This is a genomic window from Novispirillum itersonii (assembly GCF_014205675.1).
Classification (GTDB): Bacteria; Pseudomonadota; Alphaproteobacteria; order Rhodospirillales; family Rhodospirillaceae; genus Novispirillum; species Novispirillum itersonii_A.
The window spans coordinates 48,867-72,124 of record NZ_JACIIX010000003.1 but is presented as its reverse complement, the minus strand read 5'-3'; the positions used below and the strand labels follow the sequence as shown (position 1 = coordinate 72,124).

The window sequence follows — 23,258 nt, the reverse complement described above, 5'->3', positions numbered from 1 at the left end:
TTTGTGAACTTTCAAATGCAATCAAACGCACATGCGAACTGTGCAAAAGCGAAATAAACGACGATGGAGTCAACAGGACCGAACATTCCTGAAAACGAAAAACCCCTGTCCGGTCAAAGACAGGGGTTTTCAGGAGTAAAGAAAACAGGGGCTTACTGCGCTGCGGCATCCCCGTGACCATCATCCTCGATCCCGGCGGCGCGGCGGGCTTTCAGCTGACTGAGGCGTTCGCGCTGGCTCTCGCTTTTCAGCTGTCCGCAGGCGGCAAGGATATCGCGGCCACGCGGCTTGCGCACCGGGGCGGAATAGCCCTGCTCGGCCAGAATGTCGGAGAACCGTTCAATCCGCGACCAGTCAGAACATTCAAAGTCTGACCCCGGCCACTTGTTGAACGGGATCAGGTTGAACTTGCAGGGGATCCCCTTCACCAGACGGGCCAGCTGGCGGGCGTCGGCGTCGGAATCGTTGATCCCCTTCAGCATGATGTATTCGAAGGTGATGCGGCGGGCGTTGCTGGCGCTGGGATAATCCCGGCAGGCCTGCATCAGCTCCTTCAGCGGCCACTTCTTGTTGATCGGCATGATCACATCGCGCACGTCATCGGTGGCGGCATGCAGGCTGACCGCCAGATTGACGCCGACGTCGTTGCCCAGATCATACATGCGCGGCACCACGCCGGAGGTCGACAGGGTGATGCGCCGCTTCGACAGGGCCAGCCCTTCCGGGTCGGACAGAATGCGCAGGGCCGTCACCGTGGCGTCGTAGTTGAACAGGGGTTCCCCCATGCCCATCACCACCACGTTGGACAGCAGCCGCCCGGTCTCGTTCGGGGTCGGCCATTCGCCATAGGAATCGCGGGCAACCATGAACTGGCCGACGATTTCCCCGGCCGACAGGTTGCGCACCAGCATCTGGGTGCCGGTATGGCAGAAGCGGCAGGTCAGGGTACAGCCGACCTGCGTCGAGACGCAGACCGCGCCCCGGTCATCATCGGGGATGTAGACTGTTTCCGCTTCCTGCCCGTCGCGGTATTTCAGCAGCCATTTGCGGGTGGAGTCGGCAGACGTCAGCTCCCGGCTCACCTGCGGGCGGCTGATATGGAACCGCTCCCGCATTTTGGCGCGGGTTTCCTTCGAGATGTTGCTCATCCCGTCGATATCGCGGATGCCGCGGTTATACAGCCACGCCCACACCTGCCCTGCCCGGAAAGACTTCTCGCCCATGGCGGTCAGGCGTCCGGCAAGCTGTTCGCGCGACAACCCGATGAGATCCTCGCGGCCCTCTGCATCGGGATTGTTCAGCGCCGCAGCGTCACCCGGAGCCGGATCCGGCGTGACGGCGGTTTTCATGATGGTGGTGTCAGTCATGGCCGGGGTTATAGGCGCATTCAGCACCCGGCGAAAGACCTTTTATTCGTGGTGATTTGCCGGTTTTTACCGGTGTGGAATAAAAGGTCTGCCTGTGCTTGCCGGAGGCAGAATAACCCCCGGCAGGTGTTACGATCCGCCGGGTTTAACGCCGCAGGCGGAATCAATGGCTTCCAGTGCCTTTGCCGCGCCGGTCAGGGCGTAGGTGTCGGTGGTCTCGGCATTGCGGACCGATTTGCCACGCACCACCATCTCGGCCCCGCCTTTACGGATCGCCTCGGTCAGGGCCAGATCGGTCTTGTCGTCATGGGTCCACGCCCGTTCCCCCTGGGTGAACAGCTTGAAATTCCGTTTACCGATGGAGACCTGCACCTGCTCCTCGCTGTCGGTGGAATAGGCGTATCCGGCAACGATGGAAAAGACATTGAAGGATTTCTGGCCGGGCCGGTGGGTGATCAGGGCATAGATATCCCCCCGGCTGGCGAAGTTGCCTTCAGCCTTCACCGGGCGGGCGGCCATATAGCAGACCTGTTTGCCGTTTTCGGTGAAGGAATAGGCGCTCCACGGACCAAACGACCCGAGCGTCTTGGTGTCAGCCGCCCGACCCGGGGAGGGGATGGTGGTGGCCATCAGGGTGGACAGGGCGGTAAAACACAGCAGCAGACGGAACTTGCGGGGCATGCGGAACCTCAGGTCGGGGGCGCGCCCCAGAATAGGGCCGTCATCCGGTGGACGGCAAGCGTCAGGATGATGGCGGCGATGCCATTCAGCAGGCAGGAGAGAACCATCAGCCGCAGGGCGCGGCGGATGTCGGCGGCGGAGGCTGCGGCGGTGCCGTCGCCGATGAAGGGATCATCGACCCGGTATCCCGGATACAGCCGGGGCCCGGCCAGTTTCAGGCCGAGGGCACCGGCCATGGCGGATTCGGGCCATCCGGCATTGGGGCTGCGGTGTTTTCCGGCATCTCGCAGCATCACGCGCAGGGCCGTTCCGGCCCGGGCCCCGGGGATCAGGGCGGCGGACAGGCACAGCAGCAGACCCGAGAACCGGGCCGGAATCAGGTTAACCAGATCATCAAAGCGGGCGGAGGCCCAGCCAAACTCCCGGTAGCGCTCTGACCGGTGCCCGACCATCGAATCCAGCGTGTTGACGGCTTTATAGGCGAGAAGGCCGGGCAGACCGGCCACCGCCAGCCAGAACACCGGGGCGGTGACGCCGTCGGAAAAATTCTCGGCAGCGCTTTCGATGGCGGCGCGGCTGACGCCGGCGGTGTCGAGCTGGGTGACATCGCGCCCGACAATCATCGACACCGCCGTCCGCCCGGCGTTGAGGCCCCCGTGATCCAGCGCATCGGCAACGGCGACGACGTGCTGGTACAGGCTCTTCTGGGCAATCAGGGTCATGGCGATCAGGGCGTTGACGGCATGCAGGGCGGGCCAGTGTCCGGCGGCCCATGTCAGGGCCAGCCCAAGGCCCGCGCTGATCGTCAGCAGGATCAGCAGCAGCAGGATGCCAAGCCCCCGCCGCCGGATGGAGCTGAGTGTGCTCCGGTTCAGGCGGGCCTCAAGGGCGGAAATCAGGTGGCCGTAAAGAACCACGGGGTGGGGGACCCGGCGGTACAGGGCCGGGGGATCGCCGATCAGGGCATCAAGGATCAGCGCGGCTGCCACCCCTGCGCCTGCGAGCAGCGCCGGTTCGGTCATCGACAGCAGGGAGGCTGTCTCAGAACTGGAAAATGCCATAGCCGAAGCCAAGCAGGATCAGACCGAGAATCATCCGGTACAGCACAAAGGGGCCGAAGGAATGGCGGCGCAGCCAGCTCATCAGGAAGGCGATGGTCAGGAAGCTGACGGCGAAGGCCAGCCCCATGGCGATCAGCGAGCTGTTGCCGAAGTGAAACCCCTGATGCAGCCACAGGTCATAGCCGACCAGCATGGTGGTGCCGATGATGGTGGGAACCGACAGCAGCATGGCGAGGCGGGCGGAATCCCGGCGTTCATAGCCGTACATGCGGGCGGTGGTCAGCGCCAGCCCGACGCGGGAGGCCCCGGGCAGGAAGGCAATGGCCTGCGCCACACCGATGACCAGAGAGTCCAGGAAGGTCAGGTGTTCCAGCCGTTTGATCGTCAGGCACAGGCGGTCCACCACCCACAGCAGGACCCCGAAGCCCAGGGTACACCAGCCGACCACGGTCAGGCTGCGCAGGGTCTCCAGCGGCAGCCACAGCTTCAGGGCGGCCCCGGCGGCGATCACCGGCACGGTGGCGGTGACCAGCTGCCAGAACAGCCGGGCCCGCCGGTCGCGCTTGCCCTTCAGGACCCGGAACAGCCCGGCGGTCATGCCGCCGATGTCCCGCCACAGGTACAGGCAGACCGCAGCCAGCGTGCCGATCCGGACCGCGATATCCAGCTCAAGGTCGGTCGGCGGCCACTGGGTGACCAGCGGAATCAGCATCAGATGGGCTGTCGCGCTCACCGGCAGGAATTCGGTGAGACCATGAATGAGCGCAAACACCAGAATTTGTAGAAGCGTCACCGCCCGCTCCCATCATGTGGATCGTGGCGAATTTTTATCATCTTGTTGAAAAAGCACAAAGGGGCGATATGGTTCGCAAATGTTTACTAATTTTTGGCGGCGCGCGGGCCGTTCGGGCGGTGCGTTGCGGTGCGTTCGCAAGTATGGCGTCTTAATGGTAATCAAATGTGAACTATCTCGGTTTTTTCCCTTGATCGGGGCTTTCGATGGGGGTATACGAAACATGCACCGCAGACCCTGCGATTTTAATCCGGGTTTGCGACTTAAGATTACGCTTCTGACTGTCCTAGGGAATTTTTATTTCCTGCCGGGGTGTGTGCCCCATCGGGCGCAGTCCGGGCTAAAATCCCTGCCTCGAAGCAGGGCAGCCCCCCAGAGAGAGGATGCCGATCGATGTCGCCGAAGATGATGCAGTTCACCCGTCTGGATCAGCAGATGCCGGAGAAGCGGTCAGCGACCGATCGCAAACAGGATTTCAATGAAATCTACACCGGCTTCCAGCCCGACCGGGCCGGGGAGCAGGCCTCGCGCTGTGAGCAGTGCGGCATTCCGTTCTGTCAGATCCACTGTCCGCTGGGGAACAATATTCCCGACTGGCTGATGCTGACCACGGCAGGCCGCCTGAAGGAAGCCTACGAGCTGTCGTCGGCCACCAACTCGATGCCGGAAATCTGTGGCCGCATCTGTCCGCAGGACCGTCTCTGTGAAGGGTCGTGCGTGCTGGAGCAGTCGACCCACCGGGCGGTGACCATCGGGGCGGTGGAAAAGTACATCACCGACACCGCCTGGGCCGAAGGCTGGGTGGAACCGATTGTACCGCAGGCCGAGCGCGGGGAGTCCGTGGGAATCATCGGCTCCGGCCCGGCCGGTCTGGCGGCGGCGGAAGAACTGCGCAAGCAGGGCTTTTCCGTGCATGTCTATGACCGCTACGACCGCATGGGCGGCCTGCTGATGTATGGCATCCCCGGCTTCAAGCTGGAAAAGGATGTGGTGCAGCGCCGGGTTGACCGGCTGGAGCAGGCCGGTGTGGTGTTCCACCCCAACACCACTGTCGGCAAGACCGTTTCCTTCGCCACCCTGCGGGCCCGCCATGATGCCCTGCTGATCGCCACCGGCGTTTATAAGGCGCGGGGTCTGGCCATTCCGGGCTCCGGCCTGAAGGGTGTCGCCAAGGCGCTGGATTACCTGACCGCCTCCAACAAGGTCAGCCTTGGTGACAGTGTCGCCGCCTTCACCTCCGGCGAGCTGAATGCCGCCGGGAAGGATGTGGTGGTGATCGGCGGCGGTGACACCGCCATGGACTGTGTGCGCACCGCCATCCGTCAGGGCGCGAAGAGCGTTAAGTGCGTCTACCGCCGTGACCGCGAGAATATGCCCGGCTCCCAGCGTGAAGTGGCCAATGCCGAGGAAGAAGGTGTCGAGTTTGTCTGGCTGGCAGCGCCGGAAGCGCTGCTGAACGAAGGCACCAGCGATACCGTTTCCGGCGTCCGCGCCGTGCGGATGCATCTGGGGGTCGCCGACGCCTCGGGCCGCCAGTCGCCGCAGCCGCTGGAAGGCTCTCAGTTCATCATGCCTGCCGATCTGGTGATCGAGGCGCTGGGGTTCGAGCCGGAAGACCTGCCGCAGATGTTCGCGCAGGAAGAACTGACCGTCACCAGGTGGGGCACCCTGAAGGTCAATCCGCGCAGCACCATGACCACGCTGGACGGTGTGTTCGCCGCCGGGGATATCGTGCGCGGGGCTTCGCTGGTGGTGTGGGCCATCCGGGATGGCCGGGACTCCGCCGCCGCCATTTCCGCCTATCTGAACCAGAAGTCGCTCAGCGACCGCGCTGCCGCCGAGTAAGAGGGATACCGACCATGACCAAGATCGACTCCATTCTGCCGCAGGCGGTGTCCGCCCATGCCCTTCAGCACGGAATGACCGACGGGGAACGCTTTGTTGCCGACTGGCAGGCCAATGCCGCAAAGCTGGAGGCCGCCCATCTGTATTCCCCGGCGCAGGAACTGGACTCCTGCGGCGTCGGCCTGATCGCTGCCATTGATGGCAAGCCGCGCCGTCAGGTGGTGGAAGCCGGGATCAACGCCCTGAAGGTGCTGTTCCACCGCGGTGCCATTGATGCCGACGGCAAGACCGGCGACGGGGCCGGCATCCATGTGGAAGTGCCGCAGGAATTCTTCAAGGAACACATCCGCCGTGGCGGCAGCGAGCCGGGCCAGCGCCGTCTGGCCGTTGGCATGGTGTTCCTGCCGAAGAACGATATGGAAGCGCAGGAACGCTGCCGCATCATCGTCGAGTCCGAAATCCTGCACTACGGCTACAGCATCCTTGGCTGGCGTCAGGTGCCGGTGGATATCTCGGTGATCGGGGAAAAGGCCAACGCCACCCGCCCCGAGATCGAGCAGATCATGATCGCCAACACCCGCGGGGTGTCGGATGAGCAGTTTGAAACCGATCTCTATGTCCTGCGCCGCCGCATGGAAAAGCAGGCGCAGAGCGAGAACCTGACCGAGTTCTATATCTGCTCCCTGTCGTCGCGCTCGATCATTTACAAGGGCATGTTCCTCGCCGAGCATGTCGATGTGTTCTATCCCGACCTTCAGGATGAGCGCTTCGTCTCGGCCTTCGTGATCTATCACCAGCGTTATTCCACCAACACCTTCCCGACCTGGCGTCTGGCCCAGCCGTTCCGCATGCTGGCGCATAACGGGGAAATCAACACCCTGTCCGGCAATGCCAACTGGATGAAGGCGCACGAAACCCGCCTGTCCAGCCCGGTGTTCGGCGAACGGATTGAAGATCTGAAGCCGATCATCCAGCCGGGCGGGTCGGATTCCGCCGCCCTCGATAACGTGTTCGAGCTGCTGGTCCGCGCCGGTCGTCCGGCCCCGGTGGTCAAGGCAATGCTGGTGCCGGAAAGCATCATCCAGAACGCGGTGATGTCGGAAAAGCACCGCGCCTTCTTCTCCTACTGCAACTGCGTGATGGAGCCGTGGGATGGCCCGGCCGCCCTGTGTGCCACCGATGGCCGCTGGGTGGTGGCCGGTCTGGACCGCAATGGTCTGCGCCCGCTGCGCTACACCATCACCGGCGACGGCCTGCTGATCGTCGGGTCGGAAACCGGCATGGTCCGCGTTGACGAAACCGCCGTGGTCGAAAAGGGCCGGGTCGGCCCCGGTCAGGTGCTGGGCATTGATCTGCTGGAAGGCAAGTTCTTCCGCGACAACGACCTGAAGGACGAACTGGGCAGCCGCGCCAGCTTCGGGGACTGGACCAACCGCATCACCCATCTCGACAGCCTGATCAAGGGCTCCGGCGTTGCCGATGCCCGTCTGGATGGCGATACCCTGCGTCGCCGCCAGCTCGGCCATGGCATGACGCTGGAAGACATGGAACTGATCCTGACCCCGATGGTGGAAGAGGGGAAGGAAGCGGTCGGCTCCATGGGCGATGACACCGCGCTGGCGGTGCTGTCGGAAAACTACCGGGGTCTGCACTGCTTCTTCCGCCAGAACTTCTCGCAGGTCACCAACCCGCCGATTGACCCGCTGCGCGAAACCCGGGTGATGAGCCTGAACACCCGCCTCGGCAACCTCGGCAACATTCTCGATGAAGATCCCAGCCAGTGCGACCTGTTGCAGCTGGAAAGTCCGGTGCTGACCACGGCGGAATTCTTCGCCATGCGGGACTACATGGGCGAAACCGCTGCGGTGGTGGACTGTACCTTTGATGTCAACGGCGGCGAAAATGCCCTGCGTGACGCCATCACCTACATCCAGCGCGAGGCGGAAGACGCCGTGCGCGGCGGCTGTACCCACGTCATCCTGACCGACGAGAAGGCCAGCGCCATCCGGGCGCCGCTGCCGATGATCCTCGCCGCCGGGGCGGTGCATACCCACCTGATCCGCCAGCAGCTGCGCACCTTCACCAGCCTGAACGTGCGCTCCGGTGAATGTCTGGACACCCATTACTTCGCGGTTCTGATCGGCGTCGGCGCCACCACCGTCAATGCCTATGTTGCCGAAGAGGCGATCAAGGACCGGCATCGCCGGGGCCTGTTTGTTGACCTGCCGGTTGACAAGGCGCTGAAGAACTTCAAGAAGGCCATCGACGACGGTCTGCGCAAGATCATGTCAAAGATGGGGATCTCGGTGATCTCCTCCTACCGTGGCGGCCTGAACTTCGAAGCCATCGGTCTGTCGCGCTCTCTGGTGGCGGAATTCTTCCCGGGCATGCCGTCGCGCATTTCCGGGATCGGGATGGCCGGGATCCAGAAGAAGGTGCTGGAACAGCACAACAAGGCGTTCGGCACTTCGGCGGCGGTGCTGCCGGTCGGCGGGTTCTACCGCTACCGTCGCAACGCCGGGGAAGCCCATGCCTTTGAAGGCACGCTGATCCACACCCTCCAGTCGGCGGTCTCCACCGACAGCTTCATGCTGTATAAGAAGTATTCGGAAGGCCTGCGCAGGCTGCCGCCGATCAGCGTCCGCGATCTGCTGGATTTCCGTCCGGCCACCCATGCGGTGTCGATTGACGAAGTCGAGTCGGTGACCCAGCTGCGCAAGCGCTTCATCACTCCGGCGATGTCGCTGGGCGCGCTGTCGGCGGAAGCGCACGGCACCCTGAACATTGCCATGAACCGCATCGGTGCCAAGTCCGACAGCGGGGAAGGCGGCGAAGACCCGAGCCGGTACCGGCCGCGCCCGAATGGCGACAACGCCAATTCGGCGATCAAGCAGGTGGCTTCCGGCCGTTTCGGGGTGACGGCGGAATACCTGAACCAGTGCCGTGAAATCGAGATCAAGGTGGCGCAGGGGGCCAAGCCCGGCGAAGGCGGGCAGCTGCCCGGCTTCAAGGTGACGGTGGAAATTGCCAAGCTGCGGCATTCCACCCCCGGCGTGATGCTGATTTCGCCGCCGCCGCACCATGACATCTATTCGATCGAAGATCTGGCCCAGCTGATCTATGACCTGAAGCAGATCAACCCCTCGGCCCGCGTGGTGGTCAAGCTGGTGTCCCGCTCCGGCATCGGCACCATCGCCGCCGGGGTGGCCAAGGCCAAGGCGGACGTGATCCACATCTCCGGTCACGTCGGCGGCACCGGGGCCAGCCCGCAGACCTCGATCAAGTATGCCGGTCTGCCGTGGGAAATGGGCCTGTCGGAAGCGCATCAGGTGCTGACGCTGAACCGCCTGCGCCACAAGGTGCAGCTGCGGACCGACGGCGGCATCAAGACCGGCCGCGATGTGGTGATTGCGGCGATGCTGGGGGCGGAAGAATTCGCCGTCGGCACCACCAGCCTGATCGCCATGGGCTGCATCATGGTCCGGCAGTGCCATTCCAACACCTGCCCGGTCGGGGTCTGTACTCAGGACACGGCGCTGCGGGCCAAGTTCACCGGCACCCCGGAGAAGGTGGTGAACCTGTTCACCTTCATCGCCGAGGAAGTCCGCCAGATTCTGGCCGAACTGGGCTTCAAGCATCTGAATGAGGTGGTTGGCCGCACCGACCTGCTCTATCAGGTCTCCCGTGGGGCGTCGCACCTTGACGACCTCGACCTGAACTCGCTGCTGGTGCAGGCCGACTCCGGCGGGCTGCCGACCGTCAACACCGTTGAAGGCCGCAACGAAGTCGCCGAAACGCTGGACGCCCAGATCATCGAGGATGCCCGCCCGGCCCTTGAGGACGGCGAAAAGATGCAGCTGGCCTACAACGTGCGCAATACCGACCGTGCCGTCGGCACCAAGCTGTCGCACAAGATCGTCAAGAAGTACGGCATGACCGGCCTTCAGCCGGGCCATATCACCGTGCGTCTGCGCGGGTCTGCCGGTCAGTCTCTGGGGGCCTTCGCCGTACAGGGCCTGAAGCTGGAAGTGTTCGGCGACTCCAACGACTATGTCGGCAAGGGGCTGTCGGGGGGCACCATCGTGGTCCGTCCGCCGGTGTCGAGCCCGTTGCAGTCAAATCACAACACCATCATCGGCAACACTGTGCTGTACGGGGCAACGTCTGGTAAACTGTTTGCCGCCGGTCAGGCCGGGGAGCGCTTTGCGGTGCGCAATTCCGGGGCCCTGACGGTGATCGAAGGCTGCGGCTCCAACGGCTGCGAATACATGACCAACGGAACGGTGGTCGTGCTGGGCGATGTCGGTGCCAACTTCGGTGCCGGGATGACCGGGGGCATGGCTTTCGTGTACGATGACTCCAACCTGTTTGACATCCGGGTCAACCCCGACTCGGTCGAATGGGTCCGGATGGAGGTTCCGCATTACCAGTCCATGCTCAAGTCGCTGATCGAAGAGCATGTGCGTGAAACCAATTCCCGCTTCGCCGAGCGTCTGCTGGTGAACTGGGAGCGTGAGATCGGCAAGTTCTGGCATGTCGTGCCTAAAGAAATGGTCGACAAGCTGGAGGTGCCGGTGTCGGCCCAATCCACCGCGCAAGCCCGTGCCTGACATCAGGTGGACCGGATACTGGCCACCCTTGTCCGGTCCGGTGAGCAAGACGGATTGAGTCTCTGAGCAAAACTTGAGGCCCATCGGGTTTTCCCGATGGGCCCTTTTTTTGTCTGCCGGAGAGATCAGGCCGGTTCGTTGTCGAGGATCATCAGCACCCCCCGGCTGCCCGCCAGAACGCTGTGCGGGGTTGAGGGGGGAATGTGCCGCATGTCTCCGGCGCGCAGGGTTTCCGTCTCGCCGTTGACCACCAGATGCATTTCGCCTTCAAGGACGATGAAAATCTCGGTGTAATCGGGGTGGCATTCCTCGGGCAGGGCGGTGCCCTCCATGCGGAACAGCTTCAGGGCGGTTCCTTCAAGGCTGCCTGCCCGGTGGCCCTGCCATTCTTTGGGCAGGGTATGGGCAAGGCTGATCAGGTTGATGGCCATGGGGGAGTCTTCCTTTCTGGGGGGCTGGGGTGTCCGGAGGGGCAGAATAGGGCAGGGGAACGCGCCTCCTCCAGCCGGATCATGTCCGGTAGGACGCAATTGTTCCTCTCCTCTGACCGGGCTCAGCCGTTGGTCGCCGGGGTCGGTTTCAGCCAGCGCAGCGGGCGGCCATCAAGGGCGGCAAGGCCGGATCCGATCAGGGCCATCCCGACCAGATGGCGGGTTTCCAGAGTTTCCCCCAGAACCAGTGCGCCCAGCAGGATGGCGCTGACCGGGATCAGGAAGGTGACCAGCGACAGGTTGGAGGCTCCGGCCCGGCCAAGAAGCCGGTAGAACAGGGCATAGGCCAGCGCGGTGGACAGCAGGGCCAGACCCAGCACCGCCCCCCAGACATCCAGCCCCGCCGGGGGCAGGGCCCACGGTGCTTCAAAGGCCAGTGACAGCGGTACCAGCAGCAGGCTGGCCCCCATCAGAGCTCCGGCGGCGGTGGTCAGCGGCGGCAGCTGGTACTGCACGAAGCGCCGCCCATAAACCCCGGCCAGACCATAGGAGAAGGTGGCAATCAGGATTGCTCCCTGTGCCAGCAGGTTGGTGCCGAGTCCGGCCATGGCATCCGGCCCCATCATCGCCACCACACCGGCAAACCCGATGCCGACCCCGGCCAGCTTGGCCGGAGTCAGGCGTTCATCGCGGGTGAAGGCGTGGGCGATCAGCACCGTAAACAGCGGAGTGGTGGCATTGAGGATGGAGGCCGCGCCACTGGCAATATGGGTCTGGCTCCAGACGATCAGGGTCTGGGGGATCGCATTGTTCAGCAGGCCCATGGTCAGGAACAGCCCGAGGGTCCGCCGTTCGAACGGCAGGGGCATCCCCCGCGCCCACAGCACCAGACACAGCGTGGCGGAGGCGATCACCACCCGCAGGGCGACAATGGTGAACGGCGGCAGGCCTTTGACCGCCACACCGACAAAAAAGAAGGACCCTCCCCACAGGACCGACAGAAACAGCAGAATACCCCAGTCCCGACCATCCATGGTCAGGGGGGATGCGGCAGGGGACGGTCCCATGATGGCCTCGCAGGGAAAGGGGGGAACAATTGGGAAACATAATCTCTTCACCGGGGTCTGGCAGCCCGGAACTTGCTAAGGCTGATCCTTAGAAAAAATTATGAATGGGGTAAAACAGGAACGCGGATTGACGGGGTGGGGCGCTTCAGGGTACGGCCATGTCGAGACTGACAGGAGATCCGCGATGACTGACCTGACGCCCCTGCCCGGAACCCTTGCCGCTGCTGCCGTTCTGGTGCTGACCACGGCGGACCCGGCGGAAAAAGGCCATCTCACCCGCCGGATCGCCGCCGCCTGGACGACCGGGGAGATTGCGGAGATTGGCACCGCTTTGCCGCCGGACCGACCGGCCCGGCCGGAGGCTCCGCTGCTTCTGCCGCCGCGCGAAATGCCCAAGCGTTCGACCGGTCCCGGCAAGGGACGGGCCGGTCTGCTGCACGCGCTGGCGCATATCGAGCTGAATGCCGTTGATCTGGCGTGGGACATCATCGCCCGGTTTACCGATCAGGCTCTGCCCCGGGCCTTTTATGACGACTGGGTGCAGGTGGCGGTGGAGGAGGCCGAGCATTTCGACCTGCTGGAGGCCACCCTGCGCCGCTATGACAGTTTTTACGGTGCCATGCCAGCCCATGACGGGCTGTGGCAGGCGGCGGAAAAGACCGCCCATGATCTCGCCGCCCGTCTGGCCGTGGTGCCGATGACGCTGGAGGCCCGGGGGCTGGACACCACGCCGTCGACGGTTGAGCGCCTGCGGGCGCAGGGCGAAGAGGTGGTTGTGGCGGCGCTGGAGGTGATCTATGCCGATGAAATCAAGCATGTCGCCGCCGGGGTCCGCTGGATGCGCCATGTGGCGGCGGAGCGGGGGACCGATCCGGCGGCGCTGTATGCGGCGATGCTGACCGCCCATTTCCCCGGCGGTCTGAAGGCCCCGTTCAATGAACCGGCGCGGGATCAGGCGGGATTTCCGGCGGCGTGGTACACTCCGCTGGTGAAAACCGTACAGGAGAGCGCGTGAGATGGCGGGACCGGGATTTCTGAAGCGTCTGGTACAGGCGGCGCTGGCCGTGGCGGTGACCGGGGTTGCGGCCTGTGATGATCTGCCGCAGACGGTGGTGACCTTCATGCGTCCGGGCGGGACCTGGGCCTTTTTTGATTATGCCTCCAGCCGCGGGCCGGTGCTGGTGCAGGTGCTGACCGCCCCGTCCGGGTTCACCCCGGCCACGGTGTCGGCGCAGGCCGGGGCGGCGGTGTCGCGGGCGATCCAGCGGAAGGTGATCACCACCACCGCCGATCCGGCGCAGGCGGCGGCACCGGAGTACCGGCTGGTGTTTGCCTTTGATCTGCCGACCTCCACCGCGCCGGAGCGGCTGTGTGACGGCACCCGCCTTGAACCGCAGGGCGACCCGGCGACCATCCGGTTGATCGGGGCGTTCTGTCATAAGACGGAGGTTCACGCCTCCGCCACCGGCACCCTGCCGCGCCGGGGCGGGGACGATGGGGCGGCGCTGGGCGAGATCCTCGCCCAGATGACCCGGGGCCTGATCGTTGAGGATAATTCCCGGTAATCACCGGGCCTGCTGACGGGGCGCTCTGCCGCACACAGAAAAACGCCCCGGAACCGGTCCGGGGCGTTTTTACATCAGGCAGGATGCAGGGTGTCAGGGGTTGTCGAGGGTATCGGCATAACCCTGAATTTTCTGCGCCAGTGAGGCGGCCATAAACGGGTCGAGATCGCCGTCCAGAACGCCCTGACTGTCGGAGGTTTCCACCCCGGTGCGCAGATCCTTCACCATCTGGTAAGGTTGCAGCACGTAGGACCGGATCTGGTGACCCCAGCCGATATCGGTCTTGGCTTCCTGTTCGGCCTGCGAGGCGGCTTCGCGCTTTTGCAGTTCCAGCTCGTACAGGCGGGCCCGCAGCATCTTCCAGCAGGAGTCGCGGTTCTGATGCTGCGACCGCTGGGTCTGACAGGCCACCACCACCCCGGTCGGGAGATGGGTGATACGCACCGCCGACTCGGTCCGGTTAACGTGCTGACCACCGGCCCCGGAGGCGCGGTAGGTGTCGATGCGGCAGTCGCTTTCGTTGATCTCGATCTCGATGTTGTCATCGACCACCGGATAGACCCACACCGAGGAGAACGAGGTGTGGCGGCGGGCGGCGCTGTCAAACGGCGAGATCCGGACCAGACGGTGCACGCCGCTTTCGGTCTTCAGCCAGCCATAGGCGTTCAGGCCGGTCACCTGAAGGGTGACAGATTTGATCCCGGCTTCTTCACCATCGGACTCTTCCAGCACTTCCACCTTGTAGTTGTGCTGTTCGCACCAGCGGGTGTACATGCGCAGCAGGATGCTGGCCCAGTCCTGAGCCTCGGTCCCGCCGGCCCCGGCGTTGATTTCGATATAGCAGTCGTTGCCGTCGGCTTCGCCGGACAGCAGGCTTTCCAGCTGTCGCTTGGCAGTGTCGGCCTGTAGGATCCGCAGGGCGGCCAGCCCTTCCTCGACGGTCGGCTCATCGCCTTCCATCTCGCCCAGCTCGACCAGCGTCACCGCGTCGTCAAGGTCCTTTTCCAGCTTACGGAAGCCGGTGATGGCGTTTTCCAGCTGGGTGCGTTCCCGCATCACTTTCTGGGCATTGGCGGCGTTGTTCCAGAGATTGGGATCTTCGGCCAGCGCGTTTACTTCGTCGAGACGGAGGAGGGCGTTATCCCAGTCAAAGATGCCTCCTCAGCAGGGCCATCGCCTGCTTGATCTCATCGACCAACTGTTGAGCTTCAGCGCGCATCAGGTCCTCTTGGCGTGCAGGGGCAAAAAACGAACCCCGGTTTTAGGCCGGATCCCTGCCGCTGGCAACAGCCAAGGGCAGGGACCGCGTCCGGTCAGCGGGGCAGGATAATCAGTACAGGCCCCCGGCCTGCGGCGTCGCGGACGGGGTGGCCGCCGGTGGCTGTGACAGCCCGGTGGCGAACGGGTTGGGGGCCGGGGCCGCGGTGTTGCCCGCCGGATCACGGTAGACATCTGCCGGGCCGAGGCCGTCTTCTTCGGTCATGATGTCACCGCTGCCGTCGGTGCCGAGAGCGCCATCAATCGGGGCGGAACCGTCAATCACCGGCGACGGGGTAAACCCGGCGGTGTTGCCAACCTTGAAGGCCTCGTAGACCACATCACTGTCCCCGGCCTGCGCGATCCGCCCGGTGCGGTGGTCCACCCGGATGAATTGGATGCCGCGCGGCACCGCGAACGGACGCACCGGCTTGCCTTTCAGGGCATCGGTCATGAAGGCCTGAAACACCGGCAGCGCCGTGGAGGTACCGGTTTCCTTGCGGCCGAGGGAGCGCGGTTCGTCAAAGCCGACGAACACGCCGACCACCAGATCAGGGGTAAAGCCCATGAACCAGGTGTCAACGCTGTCATTGGTGGTCCCGGTTTTCCCGGCCATCGGCACGTTCAGGACTTTCAGGCGGGTGGCTGTCCCGTACTGCACCACCCCTTCCATGATATGGACGATCTGGTAGATGCTGCGCGGATCAAGGATCTGTTCGCGGCTGTCCGGGATTTCCGGCATCCCCTGCCCGGTCCAGAAGGTGTTGTTGCAGGCTTCGCACTGGCGGGCGTCATGCTTGTAGACGGTCTTGCCGGTGCGGTCCTGAATGCGGTCGATCAGGGTCGGGGTGATGCGGCGGCCGCCGTTTGCCAGCATGGAATAGGCGGTGCTCATCCGCATGACGGTGGTTTCCCCGGCCCCCAGCGAGGCGGCGAGGAAGCGCGGGAAGTTCTTGTCGATGCCAAACAGTTCCGCCATCTGCGCCACCCGGTTCATGCCGATGGCCTGTGCCAGACGGGCGGTCATCAGGTTACGGGACTTTTCGATCCCGACCCGCAGGGTGGTCGGGCCAAGGTAGTCCCCGGAATAGTTCTTCGGCTTCCATGGCGGCAGGCCGGGACCCTGATCGTAGACAAACGGGGCGTCCATCACCAGCGTTGACGGGGTGAACCCGGAGTCCAGCGCGGCCAGATAGACGAACGGCTTGAACGACGAGCCGGGCTGACGCAGGGCCTGTGTGGCACGGTTGAATTCCGACCGTTCCGCCGAGAAGCCACCGGCCATGGCCAGAACGCGGCCGGTGTGCGGATCCATCGCCACCATTGCCCCGTCAACGTCGGGCATCTGTTCCAGCGCGTACTGGCCCGGCTTGCCGGTGTCGGAGACCAGCACCACATCCCCGGCCTTCAGGACATCGGCGGCGGATTTCGGTTCTGCCCCGGTCCGCTGGTCCGGCAGATGCGGGCGGGCCCATTTCAGGTGTTCATAGGGGATGGTGGCGGTGCTGCCATTGACGAAACCGATCGAGGCATCCTTGCCGGTCTTCAGGACCACGGCAAGGCCCCAGCGCTCCGGGGTGCCTTTGGGGGCGGCGATGGAGCCCAGCATGGCCTTCCACGAGGACAGATCCCCCATGGTCGCCACCGGGCCGCGCCAGCCGTGGCGGCGGTCGTATTCGATCAGGCCCTTTTGCAGGGCTTTTTCGGCATAGCCCTGATAGGTCGGGTCAAGGGTGGTGCGGACGGTCAGGCCGCCCTTGTACAGCGATGCCTCGCCGTATCCGGCGACCACCTGACGGCGGACTTCTTCCGAGAAGAATTCTCCGCCGTGGACGTATTCGGTCTCATCCCGCTCGCGGACCTGCAACGGCTCGTTGCGGGCCGCATCGGCATCGGCGACGGAGATGTAGCCGTTTTCCAGCATCCGGTCGACGACCCAGTTGCGGCGTTCCACCGCGGCGTCATGCTTGCGCACCGGGTGGTAGTTGTTCGGCGCTTTGGGGACGGCGGCCAGATAGGCGGCCTCGGCGACGGTCAGCTGATCGAGCGATTTGTTGAAATAGTTCAGGGCGGCGGAGGCAACGCCGTAGGACCCGAAGCCGAGGTAGATTTCGTTCAGATACAGCTCAAGGATATGGTCCTTGCTGAAGGACTGCTCAATCCGCAGGGCGAGGATCGCTTCCTTGATCTTGCGCTCGATCGACACTTCGTTGGTCAGCAGGAAGTTCTTGGCGACCTGCTGGGTGATGGTCGATGCCCCGACCGGGCGGCGGTCAGAGCCCATGTTGCGGGCATTGACGGCGATGGCGCGGATCAGGCCGGTCGGATCCAGCCCCTGATGCTGATAGAAGTTTTTGTCTTCTGCTGACAGGAAGGCGTCAAGGATCCGGCGCGGAATGGCATCAATCGGCACAAAGACGCGCTTTTCCACGGCGTATTCGGTCATCAGGCGGCCGTCGCCCGCATACAGGCGGGTGGTGACCGGGGGCTGATAATCTGCCAGCTGCCGGTAATCGGGCAGGCTGCGGCCATAATGCCAGAACACGCCGCCGATGACGGCGACGGCGGCAACGATGCCCAGAAACAGCAGGCTGAGCAGAACGGCGAAACCCCTGAGCATCCGAGTATCCTTACCCTCAGGCTGTGACCAAAGCAGAGAAGGCCACCGCATCCGCCCGGCAGGGGTGATGAACGGGCAGCCGGTCATGAAGACGAAAGAACACGCCGCGTCAGCGGCGGGGCATCAGGTCCGACTGGCCTTTTGCCCGTTTGTAAAGTGCCGGTCAATGGCCCGCAGCAGCGACCGCCCGAGTTTGGCGCGGTAGGCGGCGGTCTGAAGCAGCTTTTCCTCTTCCGGATTGGACAGATAGCCCATTTCGACCAGAACCGAGGGCACATCCGGCGCCTTCAGCACCGCAAATCCGGCAAAACGGTGGGAGCGCGGCAGCAGGGTCACTTCCCGGCGCAGTTCGTCGATGATCGTATCGGCGATCCGTGACGAGATGTTCATGGTTTCCCGCTGCGCCAGCTCGATCAGAATGTTGGTGACCTCAGCACTTTCGTGACTGAGGTCGATCCCGGCGATGATGTCAGCCTTGTTTTCCTTGTCGGCGAGGGCGGCGGCCTCGGCGTCGGAAGACTTTTCAGACAGGGTGTAGATTGACAGACCCTTCACGTTGGGGCGGGCCCCGGTGTCGGCATGGATCGACACGAACAGCGAGGCCCCATACTTCCGGCCAATCGCCATCCGTTCCCGCAGCTGAAGGAAGGTGTCGGTGTCGCGGGTCAGGCGGACGTCATAGCGCCCGGAAGCGGCGATGATATCGCGGAATTCCTTGGCGGCGGCCAGCGTGATGTTCTTTTCAAACACGCCGGAGACGCCGATGGCACCGGGGTCGATCCCGCCATGGCCGGGGTCCAGCACGATCACCGGCTTGGCGCCGGGGCGCGGCTTGCCTTTCGGCGGGGTCTTGTCGGCGGCGGCGGCATCGGCGCGGGGATCAGGGGACCGCAGAGAGGCTTCCTGCTGCGGGGTGTCCTTGCCCTTGGCCGGGGGTTTGCCGCTGTGTCCGTCCGGTTGAGAGACCGGGGTCGGTTCCGTCACGGTCTGGGCGGCCGGGCGGAAGCTGCCGATCCGGTGTTCCGGTCCGGCGGTGGTGGCAAACAGTTCCGGCGTCGTGGCCTGGAGGTCGATCACCAGCCGCCAGCCGCCGCCTTCGTTGGGGGGCAACATGAAGGCCTGCTTGATCTGGGCCGGGCTGGCGAGATCCAGAACCATGCGGGAATTTCCGCTCTGGAACAGCCCGTAGCGCATGGCGCGGACAATCCCGCTGCCGCCGAACACGCCGTCACGGCTCAGTTTCCAGTCCACTTCCGGCAGGTCGACGATGATGCGGTTGGGGTCGGCCAGAGTATACAGGCTGAACCGCATGTCCTCTGACACATCGACCACCACGCGGGTGACATCCGGGGTCGGCTTGCCCAGACGGACATCCATCGCCTGCGGCACGGCAAAGCCGGTCCGGGGCAAGGCTATCAGGCTGCCCAGTCCGGCCAGCCCGGCCAGAACCGCCCGGCGTGACACGCCGGTCAGCGCCGCCAGCCGGGGGCGTACCGGGGGCTCCGTCGGGCAGGATGGCATATCCGGTCCGGTCCGCAGGGCGGACGGAAGGCGACGCAGCATCCGGCGGCGGGTCCGGGTGTCGGGAAAGCGGTGATCAGCCATGGGCAAGCGGGTTCTTCAGGACAAGGTCTGCCGGTGTGTCTTCAAGGTGTGTCTTCAATCTGTCGGACGGAGGCCCGTCGGGCTGTCGGACGGCGGTCCGTCGGGGGACGGGAATGGCCGGTGCCCCGCAACGGGGCCGGCATCCGGACCGGATCATCCCAACAGCCCGGCCAACATCCCGGTGGCAGACCAGAGGTCCGGTGCCGGGGCTGACTGCCGCCAAATCAGGGCCAATCTGGACCAAAGCGTCCGCCGTTTCAACCGCGAAGGGGGGCGGAGCGGGGTGAAAAGACTCAGCTTTTGACGGCAATGCAAAAAAAGACGGCGATTAAGGCCATGCGGTCGATTTGCGGGCAACAAACTGTTGTGCCGATGGCCCCCGACCGTTATGGTTATAAAGCGAATTCCCGTCGCCACCCACCGTTGGTGTCTCCCTGTACAGTCTGTCCGGAAACCCTTTGTTTCTGAATGACTCTTTTTCGGAGATCCGGCGGTTCTCCCTGTCTCGGCCCCTGTGTGCCCGGTGGGGGAGATCGGTTGGAGACCTATTCGGCAACCCTGTGAAATTTGAGGCCCACGTGCAGCCGCTGTCCCTTTCTGTCGCGCCGAAGACCGGACCTGAAGTCGCATTTTGCGGCGTGTCCGGCGCTTTCCGGCGGCCGACGGGCGGGAAGCCTGGCGCCATGGGCCTTTCTGTCATGACCTGCCCCCGGCGCCGAGGCCTGTCCCGGCCGGGGATGCAATGGAGTCTCAAGGCTTATGGCCAAGCGCATGCTTATGGATGCTACCCACCCGGAAGAAACCCGGGTCGTGGTGGTCAATGGAACCCGTCTCGAACAGTTTGATGTTGAAACCTCGACCAAGAAACAGCTGAAGGGCAATGTCTACCTCGCCAAGGTTGTCCGGGTCGAGCCGTCGCTTCAGGCGGCCTTTGTAGAGTATGGCGGCAACCGCCACGGGTTCCTCGCGTTCAGCGAAATTCACCCCGATTATTACCAGATCCCGATGGCTGACCGTCAGGCCCTGCTACAGGCGGAAGCGGACAGTCATGCCGATGACGGCGATGACGACGGCGACGACGTCGAGACCCTGGGCGGTGATGATCCCGAGGAAATGGCCCCGCGGTCCCGCGGGAAGTCCTATATCTCCCGCAATTACAAGATTCAGGAAGTCATCAAGCGCCGCCAGATCATGCTGGTGCAGGTGGTGAAGGAAGAGCGTGGCAACAAGGGCGCGGCTCTGACCACCTATCTGTCCCTCGCCGGGCGCTATTGCGTGCTGATGCCCAACACCGCCAAGGGCGGCGGGGTGTCGCGCAAGATCACCAATGCCGCCGACCGCAAGCGCCTGAAGCAGGTGATGCACGAACTGGATGTGCCGTCGCAGATGGCGGTCATCCTGCGCACTGCCGGTCAGGAACGGTCCAAGGCCGAGATCAAGCGTGACTATGAATACCTGATCCGCACCTGGACCCAGATCCGGGAAACCACGATGGAGTCGCGGGCCCCGGCCCTGATCCACGAGGAAGGCAACCTGATCAAGCGGGCGATCCGCGACATCTACACCTCTGATATTGAAGAGGTGCTGGTGGATGGGGATGAGGGCTACCGGACCGCCAAGGATTTCATGAAGATCCTGACGCCGAGCCACGCCAAGAAGGTGCAGCCGTACCGCGATCCGACCATGCCGCTGTACCACCGCTATCAGGTGGACAATCAGCTGGATGCGATGCACAGCCCGACGGTGCAGCTGAAGTCCGGCGGCTATATCGTCATCAACCAGACCGAAGCGCTGGTGGCGATTGACGTCAATTCCGGCCGGTCCACCAAAGAACGCCACATCGAGGAAACCGCCCTCAAGACCAATCTTGAGGCGGCCGAGGAAATCGCCCGCCAGCTGCGCCTGCGCGATCTGGCCGGGCTGATTGTCATCGACTTCATCGATATGGAAGAGTCGAAGAACAATGCGGCGGTGGAACGGCGTCTGAAGGATGCCCTGAAGCAGGACCGGGCCCGGATCCAGCTGGGCCGGATCAGCCACTTCGGCCTGCTGGAACTGTCGCGTCAGCGCCTGCGTCCGTCGCTGATGGAAACCAGCTTCCACACCTGCCCGCACTGCGCCGGGACCGGCATGGTCCGCTCGGTGGAAAGCGCGGCGGTGCAGATCCTGCGTGTGATCGAGGAAGAAGGCGTGCGGCGCCGCTCCTCGGAAATCACCGTGCATGTCGCCACCCCGGTGGCGCTGTATGTGCTGAACAACAAGCGCAAGACGCTGGATGAGATTGAGGCCCGCTATGGCCTTCAGGCCTTCCTGCGTGGCGATGACAGCCTGATTGCCCCGGATTACCGGATGGACCGCGTCAAGGCGGACAATCCGCTGCCGGTGCCGGAAATGCCGGCTCCGCTGCCGTATGATCCCGATGATGACTTTGTCGAAGAGGATCCGGTTGACGAGGTTGAAGTCCTTGAAGCCGTTGAGGTGGAAGAGACCTCGGAGGCCCGTTCCGATAACGAAAACGGCAGCCGTGACGGGGACGGCAAGCGCCGCCGCAAGCGCCGTAAGCGTCGGCGTCGGGGTGAGAACGACGAGGCTGGCAGCGATGGCATCCGCGCTGACGGGGAAGAAGGCGATGAGGCCGACGACTCCGAAGGGGCTGAGCTGGCCGATGGAGAAGGCGATGACAGCGATGCTGTCGAGGCCTCTGAGGGTGGGTCTGAGGACTTTGCCTCTGAGGATGGCCGTGAGGGTGGCCGCCGTCGCCGGTCCCGCCGCGGTGGCCGCCGTCGCCGCCGTAACGGAAACGGTGAAGCCGGTTTCGCCGGGGATGAGGCTGCCGGTGACGACGTTGCCGCTGCGACCGAAGACGCTGAGGAGCAGCCGTCGGATGTTGGGGCCGCTGACCGCGATGTGACGGTGGAAACGGAGGAGCCCGGGGTGGCTTCGAAGCTTTCTGACCGTCCGGCCCGTCGCCGGGTGCGGCGTGTGCGTGCGGCGGATGCTGCAACTGAAGCGGCTGTTTCTGAGGCCGTTCTGGCTGAGGAGGACGGTGCTCCGCAGCAGAGTGCAGACGCTGAAGACACGGTTCCGGTTGCGGAAAAGGCTCCGGCCAAGCGTCGCCCCAGCCGGAAGAAGGCGGAGGCCGAGGCCGATGAGGCTGAGAAGCCCGTCCGCAGGAGCCGCAGCCGTCGCAAGGCCGATGAGCCTGCCGGGGAGACCGGTGCTGTGGTTGACGGTGATGCAGACGCCGCTGCGGTTCCGGCCCCGATCGCCGATGACGTGGTCATTGAGACGGCCGGGGAGCCTGAGCCGGTTGCCGAAACCGCTCCGACCGCGACTCCGGTGCCGGTGACGGAACCGGAAGATCCGGATGCCCCGCCCCGTCGTGGCTGGTGGCGCCGGTAAGCAAATCTGGACAAAAAGAAAGGGGCTCCCGCGACAGGGGGCCCCTTTTTTGTGTCTGCCTGCCCTGAGATCCGTTCAGGGGATCTGCCCGTCCCGCTTGGCGAAAAATGTCCGCAGCGCCTGATCCGCATAGCGGAGATGGTCGGTCAGGATCGTTTCGGCGCGGGGGATGTCCTTATCGTGGCAGGCGTCCAGCAGGGCGCGGTGGTCATCCTGCTTCAGATGATCCCAGCCAAGGGCAGCCAGTTCAAACCGCAGATAGCGGTCAAACACGGCCATATGCTGTTCCACCAGCGCCAGAAGGCGGGGGCTGTTGGCCCGGAAGTACAGGGTCATATGGAACTGGCGGTTCAGATCGCCCATCCGGTTCAGATCCCGTTCCCCATCCATATCCGCGATGCTGTCGGCTGCCCGCAGCAGGTCTTCCGGGGTCAGATGTGGCAGCGACAGGCGCAGGGCTGCCGGTTCCAGCGCCAGACGGACCGCAAACAGATCGGCGGCATCGGCGGCGGAAATGGTTGTGACCACGGCCCCCTTATGTGGGGCGAAATCAATCAGCGCCTGGGCTTCCAGCTGGCGCAGGGCTTCCCGCACCGGCATACGGCTGACGCCGAACTGGTGGGCCAGATCTTCCTGCCGCAGCGGTGTCCCCCCGGGAATCTGTCCCGATAGGATGCCATCCCGCAGGGTGGCTTCCACGAATTCGGTTGCGGTCCGGTATCGCGGTTTGCCTTTGGCAATCAGTGTTTCCAGCGCAGGCGCTGCGGTTCCCGCCGTCATGGCGGCCGGGGAGTCCGGTAAAAGGGTTGCCATGATGCTCCAAAAGTGTTCAATTGGATCCAATTGAACAATAACAGATCCCGCTGTTCTGGCAAGACGGACGTCTGGGGAGTGCCTTTTTGCAAAAGGGCACCCGTCGCCGGAGCGGGGCTGTTTCACCGATGGATTATCCGG

The 23,258-nt window shown here is 64.1% G+C and carries 15 protein-coding genes; 5 read left to right on the top strand and 10 right to left on the bottom strand.

The features are described 5' to 3' along the window. Positions 1–152 precede the first annotated feature (152 nt). The 4 genes from rlmN to FHS48_RS05345 form a co-directional block, all read right to left on the bottom strand. Complete coding sequence (gene rlmN, locus FHS48_RS05360; RefSeq protein ID WP_184262149.1) at positions 153–1,367, bottom strand: dual-specificity RNA methyltransferase RlmN; 1,215 nt, start codon at positions 1,365–1,367, stop codon at positions 153–155. Positions 1,368–1,496: 129 nt separating this feature from the next. Next, positions 1,497–2,048 (bottom strand): invasion associated locus B family protein, encoded by a 552-nt coding sequence (locus FHS48_RS05355; protein WP_184262147.1) that lies wholly within the window; start codon positions 2,046–2,048, stop codon positions 1,497–1,499. Positions 2,049–2,056: 8 nt separating this feature from the next. Then, positions 2,057–3,109: an adenosylcobinamide-phosphate synthase CbiB gene (gene cbiB / locus FHS48_RS05350; RefSeq protein ID WP_184262145.1), complete on the bottom strand. Its 1,053-nt coding sequence runs from the start codon at positions 3,107–3,109 to the stop codon at positions 2,057–2,059. Further along, complete coding sequence (locus tag FHS48_RS05345) at positions 3,090–3,902, bottom strand: undecaprenyl-diphosphate phosphatase (protein WP_184262143.1); 813 nt, start codon at positions 3,900–3,902, stop codon at positions 3,090–3,092. Before FHS48_RS05345 ends, cbiB begins: the two co-directional genes overlap by 20 nt. A gap of 393 nt (positions 3,903–4,295) precedes the next feature. Between FHS48_RS05345 and FHS48_RS05340 the strand changes: the two genes are divergently transcribed. Together FHS48_RS05340 and gltB are read left to right on the top strand one after the other, a co-directional pair. Next, positions 4,296–5,747, top strand: a complete 1,452-nt coding sequence (locus FHS48_RS05340; RefSeq protein ID WP_184262141.1) for an NAD(P)-dependent oxidoreductase — start codon at positions 4,296–4,298, stop codon at positions 5,745–5,747. A gap of 74 nt (positions 5,748–5,821) precedes the next feature. Continuing rightward, entirely contained in the window at positions 5,822–10,357 is a 4,536-nt protein-coding gene (gene gltB, locus FHS48_RS05335) for a glutamate synthase large subunit (protein ID WP_184262597.1), read from the top strand. 125 nt (positions 10,358–10,482) lie between these two features. On the opposite strand, the gene FHS48_RS05330 is transcribed toward gltB, so the two are convergent. Then, a complete protein-coding gene (locus FHS48_RS05330) occupies positions 10,483–10,788 on the bottom strand; it encodes a cupin domain-containing protein (RefSeq protein ID WP_184262139.1) in 306 nt (101 codons plus the stop codon). A gap of 122 nt (positions 10,789–10,910) precedes the next feature. After that, on the bottom strand, positions 10,911–11,855 hold the full coding sequence (locus FHS48_RS05325; RefSeq protein ID WP_221443384.1) for a DMT family transporter: 945 nt from the start codon (positions 11,853–11,855) through the stop codon (positions 10,911–10,913). Positions 11,856–12,039: 184 nt separating this feature from the next. Between FHS48_RS05325 and FHS48_RS05320 the strand changes: the two genes are divergently transcribed. Continuing rightward, the gene (locus FHS48_RS05320; RefSeq protein ID WP_184262136.1) at positions 12,040–12,870 is read left to right on the top strand and encodes a ferritin-like domain-containing protein; all 831 of its coding nucleotides are present in this window, start codon (positions 12,040–12,042) and stop codon (positions 12,868–12,870) included. A gap of 1 nt (position 12,871) precedes the next feature. Beyond that, positions 12,872–13,420, top strand: a complete 549-nt coding sequence (locus FHS48_RS05315; RefSeq protein WP_184262134.1) for a hypothetical protein — start codon at positions 12,872–12,874, stop codon at positions 13,418–13,420. 93 nt (positions 13,421–13,513) lie between these two features. On the opposite strand, the gene prfB is transcribed toward FHS48_RS05315, so the two are convergent. The 3 genes from prfB to FHS48_RS05300 all read right to left on the bottom strand — a co-directional run bounded on the left by prfB (position 13,514) and on the right by FHS48_RS05300 (position 18,902). Then, positions 13,514–14,639, bottom strand: a protein-coding gene (gene prfB / locus FHS48_RS05310; RefSeq protein WP_184262132.1) for a peptide chain release factor 2 whose coding sequence is annotated in 2 segments (ribosomal slippage) — positions 13,514–14,569 and positions 14,571–14,639 — 1,125 coding nt in all. Because the reading frame shifts where the segments join, the coding sequence is not laid out codon by codon here. A 111-nt stretch (positions 14,640–14,750) separates the two neighbouring features. After that, entirely contained in the window at positions 14,751–17,297 is a 2,547-nt protein-coding gene (locus FHS48_RS05305; RefSeq protein ID WP_184262130.1) for a penicillin-binding protein 1A, read from the bottom strand. 123 nt (positions 17,298–17,420) lie between these two features. Next, on the bottom strand, positions 17,421–18,902 hold the full coding sequence (locus FHS48_RS05300; protein WP_260402356.1) for an N-acetylmuramoyl-L-alanine amidase: 1,482 nt from the start codon (positions 18,900–18,902) through the stop codon (positions 17,421–17,423). 759 nt (positions 18,903–19,661) lie between these two features. On the opposite strand from FHS48_RS05300, the gene FHS48_RS05295 reads away from it, so the two are divergent. Then, positions 19,662–22,304, top strand: coding sequence for an Rne/Rng family ribonuclease (locus FHS48_RS05295; protein ID WP_184262128.1), 2,643 nt, complete (start codon positions 19,662–19,664; stop codon positions 22,302–22,304). Positions 22,305–22,379: 75 nt separating this feature from the next. Here the strand turns inward: FHS48_RS05295 and FHS48_RS05290 are convergent, their stop codons facing one another. Beyond that, positions 22,380–23,117 carry a GntR family transcriptional regulator gene (locus tag FHS48_RS05290; protein WP_184262126.1) on the bottom strand — a complete coding sequence of 246 codons (738 nt, stop codon included), beginning with the start codon at positions 23,115–23,117 and terminating at the stop codon, positions 22,380–22,382. Positions 23,118–23,258: the final 141 nt, after the last annotated feature.

Excerpts from the sequence above, each read along its gene's own strand:
- rlmN (WP_184262149.1), bottom strand. The coding sequence starts at position 1,367 with ATGACTGACACCACCATCATGAAAACCGCCGTCACGCCGGATCCGGCT.
- FHS48_RS05355 (WP_184262147.1), bottom strand. The coding sequence starts at position 2,048 with ATGCCCCGCAAGTTCCGTCTGCTGCTGTGTTTTACCGCCCTGTCCACC.
- cbiB (WP_184262145.1), bottom strand. The coding sequence starts at position 3,109 with ATGGCATTTTCCAGTTCTGAGACAGCCTCCCTGCTGTCGATGACCGAA.
- FHS48_RS05340 (WP_184262141.1), top strand. The coding sequence starts at position 4,296 with ATGTCGCCGAAGATGATGCAGTTCACCCGTCTGGATCAGCAGATGCCG.
- gltB (WP_184262597.1), top strand. The coding sequence starts at position 5,822 with ATGACCGACGGGGAACGCTTTGTTGCCGACTGGCAGGCCAATGCCGCA.
- FHS48_RS05330 (WP_184262139.1), bottom strand. The coding sequence starts at position 10,788 with ATGGCCATCAACCTGATCAGCCTTGCCCATACCCTGCCCAAAGAATGG.
- FHS48_RS05325 (WP_221443384.1), bottom strand. The coding sequence starts at position 11,855 with ATGGGACCGTCCCCTGCCGCATCCCCCCTGACCATGGATGGTCGGGAC.
- FHS48_RS05320 (WP_184262136.1), top strand. The coding sequence starts at position 12,040 with ATGACTGACCTGACGCCCCTGCCCGGAACCCTTGCCGCTGCTGCCGTT.
- FHS48_RS05315 (WP_184262134.1), top strand. The coding sequence starts at position 12,872 with ATGGCGGGACCGGGATTTCTGAAGCGTCTGGTACAGGCGGCGCTGGCC.
- FHS48_RS05305 (WP_184262130.1), bottom strand. The coding sequence starts at position 17,297 with ATGCTCAGGGGTTTCGCCGTTCTGCTCAGCCTGCTGTTTCTGGGCATC.
- FHS48_RS05300 (WP_260402356.1), bottom strand. The coding sequence starts at position 18,902 with ATGGCTGATCACCGCTTTCCCGACACCCGGACCCGCCGCCGGATGCTG.
- FHS48_RS05295 (WP_184262128.1), top strand. The coding sequence starts at position 19,662 with ATGGCCAAGCGCATGCTTATGGATGCTACCCACCCGGAAGAAACCCGG.
- FHS48_RS05290 (WP_184262126.1), bottom strand. The coding sequence starts at position 23,117 with ATGGCAACCCTTTTACCGGACTCCCCGGCCGCCATGACGGCGGGAACC.